Source organism: Aequorivita sp. CIP111184, assembly GCF_900489465.1.
Classification (GTDB): Bacteria; Bacteroidota; Bacteroidia; order Flavobacteriales; family Flavobacteriaceae; genus Aequorivita.
Window position 1 is genome coordinate 1 of sequence record NZ_UEFQ01000022.1, and the last position, 672, is coordinate 672.

2 tRNA genes and 1 rRNA gene are annotated in these 672 nt (G+C 40.0%); all 3 read left to right on the plus strand.

What is annotated here, in order from left to right:
• A 16S ribosomal RNA gene (locus AEQU1_RS09305) occupies positions 1 to 58 on the plus strand; the annotation flags it as partial.
• Positions 59 to 222: 164 nt separating this feature from the next.
• Positions 223 to 296, plus strand: a tRNA-Ile gene (locus AEQU1_RS09310).
• Between the two features lie 143 nt (positions 297 to 439).
• A tRNA-Ala gene (locus AEQU1_RS09315) sits at positions 440 to 516 on the plus strand.
• Positions 517 to 672 lie beyond the last annotated feature (156 nt).

Genomic DNA, 672 nt, shown 5'->3' on the forward strand with positions numbered 1-672 from the left:
TGGGGCTAAGTCGTAACAAGGTAGCCGTACCGGAAGGTGCGGCTGGAACACCTCCTTTCTAGAGAAAGACGACCGAAAATTCAACAAGAGAGACTCTTACTATGAAGATTAAAGAAGTTTTGCTTGGTTTAGCTGTCAATTTTATAATATTATAGTCAACAGGTACAGTGTCAGCACATCAAAACTGATAACTGAATACTGAACATTGGAGACTTTTTTTAAAGTCCCATAGCTCAGCTGGTTAGAGCGCTACACTGATAATGTAGAGGTCGGCAGTTCGAGTCTGCCTGGGACTACATAATTTTAGATTAAGGATTAACGATTGTCGATTTTTGATTTAAAAAAGTTCATTAACACATACTGAAGGAAATTTTAGAAGTTGGGTTTGTTGCGGGTTTAGGTATCCATAACTCATAACTAATAACTCATAACTAAAAATGGGGGATTAGCTCAGCTGGCTAGAGCGCCTGCCTTGCACGCAGGAGGTCATCGGTTCGACTCCGATATTCTCCACCAAGGACAACAATTGTTGTTCCCATTAGCTGCCCGTTATCCGGGCCTGGGAATAATGAAGATCCAGACAGTTCATTGACATATTGGAAATAAAGAATACGAGAAAAGTAATAATAAAGAGGTATGCTTCGGGCATACCAAATTTTTGAATCAAACTCA